The 2669-nt window shown below is 48.0% G+C and carries 1 protein-coding gene; it reads left to right on the top strand.

Annotated features, from left to right (window positions below):
* Nucleotides 1-503 precede the first annotated feature (503 nt).
* Entirely contained in the window at nt 504-2123 is a 1620-nt protein-coding gene (locus B3157_RS02240; protein WP_292588551.1) for a DUF3887 domain-containing protein, read from the top strand.
* Nucleotides 2124-2669 lie beyond the last annotated feature (546 nt).

Here is a 2669-nt window from a genome sequence, read left to right as displayed (position 1 = left end):
ACACTCCCCACCGCAAGCGGTCCCCCCCGCTCGAGCGGGGATTTAAGATCAATAACAGAAGTGCGGTTCATCGTTGACACTCCGTGTCCAGGGTCTTCATTAGAAGCCGCGAGATGATGAGATCCAGAGAATATGATGTGGGTAATGATGATCCGCTCAAGCGGAGTGTCTATGGCTAAATGATTTGGGACGAAGGACCAAGGACTGATTTTGATCATACGGAATTGAGAGCGGAAGAGGTCGTAAATTTACACTCGAGAGGTAGCAAAAAAAGTAGAGGCAAGAAGCTTTCTAAGTTCAGCGTTTCCTGGATTATATTGATCTCGATTTTCACACCTCTGACCTCTAGCTTGATATTGATCTCATCCTAGGACGGTTTTTTCCAGCATCCATCGAATCTTCTGCCCGCTATTTGGAGCTGGAGGCCCGAATTCTTAAGATGAACACAGATCTTGATTCTTGAAGGTAATCGTAACACTGCTGATTGTTAAGGAGGAAGGAAAATGATCAAAAGGATTCTAGTAAGTGCGGTTCTAATTGCATCCGTTCTATCTTTCGCGTCGATTGATATCGCGAAGCAGTACTTAGACAGTTTCTTCAACGGGAAGTTTCCCGAAGCTTATGAGTTGCAGAATGCCGAGATGAAGAAGGCGCAGCCGCTTTCGGCTATGAGAAATCTCAGAGGGCAACTGCAGATGCAGGTTGGAGATTTCGTCCAGATCCTAAATATCAGCGAAGTACCTCAAGGCGATCTTGTGTCCTACATATTCGCCTCAGAATTCAAGGCGGGAGTATTCGATGTGATAATTACTCTGGATGCCGAGAAAAAGGTCGCGGGATTCTTCATAAGACCATCTTCTTACGTAGAGCCTGAAACGGAGAGCATAATGATTGAAACAGGAAATGAAGTAGTTGACACCTATCTAAAGGGATTCTTCTCCGGAGAATTCGAGAATATCTTCGAGCTTCAGAATGAACAGGTGAAGGCGAGTCTTACTCCTGAAGCGCTAAGCGGAGCATACGCGAATATTGTTGGCATGGCCGGGGAATTCCAAGAAGTTCTGAATCTGGAATCATCAACGAATGACGGTATGATCTCCTTTGTTCTTACATGCAGGTTTGCAAATGGAATCTTCGACATCACTGTCACTCTCGACAGCGACGAGAAGGTGGCAGGCTTCTATTTCCGTCAGTCAGCATATTCCGAAAGGGAGTTGCCTGAATATGCCGACCCATCAGCGTATACGGAACAAGATATTACTGTAGGCAAGGAACCATATTATCTTCCGGCAAAACTGATGGTTCCTAACGATCTGGAAACGTATCCGTTGGTAATCATCTTGCAGGGATCGGGAACACACGATATCGATGGCACTCTGGGCCCGAACAAGCCTTACAGAGACATCGCGGTGGGACTCGCATCGAAGGGAATTGCGACGCTCAGATATCCGAAGAAGTACCTGGTCTACCCGGATAAAGTAGATGAAATCGGAACCACTGCAGAAGCGGAATACGTAGACGACGCTCTGGTCGTCATCGAACAGATGAAGTCAATTCCCCTATTCAGCGGGATCTACCTCGCCGGACACTCCATGGGCGGAATGGTTGCTCCATGGATTGCTGAAGAGGCTGGAGTCGATGGCGTGATAGTTCTTGCCGGTTCTCCCGTTAAACTTGCCCAGATAAGTCTGGATCAGAATCTCGATCTGGCCGGCGACCAAATGACTGAAGAACAGAAAGCTCAGACAATCGAGTTCTTCAATCAGTTATTGAATGGAGAAATCCCGGAAGAAACGGAGCTGGCCCCCGGACTTACGGCAGGCTATTACTATAGCCTGGACAGATATTTCTGCATGCCTGTTCTTGAAGAGACAGAACTTCCTGTGCTGATCGCTAATGCCGAACTGGATTTTCAGAGCCCCAAACAGTACTTCGACGTCTTCGTTGAGGAGCTTGGAGATAGGCCAAATATCACACTTAAATTGTTTGAAGGCCTAAATCATCTCTTCATGCAAACAGACGGAAAGATAAAGAGCGTTGAAGAATACAGCAGGCCGGGTTATGTCTCGGTTGAATTGATTGACCTGATTGTCGAATGGGTTAATGAGTTGGCGTTGGATTGAAGCCGAGGTTGGGGGTTGCAGGTAGGGGGTCGGAAAGAGCGGAATAAGACGCAATGCTGGCGAAGATCGCACCAGGACGCAGTACCCACTTCGCGGGGAAGCGATTCGAAAAGCATCACAGCCCGTCATTCTGACAAAGCTCTTGGTCAGAATCTTGATCCTTGTCGCAGTAAATCTCTCGCCTTCTCGTGAGCGCAGCGAAGGTCTCGACCATGCTCATTCTTGACTGATCTTATCGGTGAACGGGCCTTTTTGGAATGACGGAATCCTAGACGAAGAACCAAGAACCTGGACGCGTAGCGTCGGAACGAAGAACCGCTTTTCTCAGAGGGCGACTCTAGTTTCGGCATAACGACATTTGACGTTCCTTTACTTTAGGGCTTGGAACTTGCAATTGCTCTTTCGAAGGACGGGTTCATGATCTGGGACGAAGGACGAGGACTGCTCTTTACAGCGATCAGCGGGTCCTTGCTCCTAAGCGTACAGCGGTTCTTATGCTTGCAACTTGGAACTGGCAACTTGCAACTGCTCTTTCGAAGGACGGGT

It is taken from the genome of Mesotoga sp. UBA5557, assembly GCF_002425715.1.
GTDB lineage: Bacteria > Thermotogota > Thermotogae > Petrotogales > Kosmotogaceae > Mesotoga.
This window is presented reverse-complemented; position numbering and strand designations above follow the sequence as displayed.

Bases quoted from the DNA above. Each gene is read 5' to 3' on its own strand.
- B3157_RS02240 (WP_292588551.1), top strand. From the start codon at position 504: ATGATCAAAAGGATTCTAGTAAGTGCGGTTCTAATTGCATCCGTTCTA.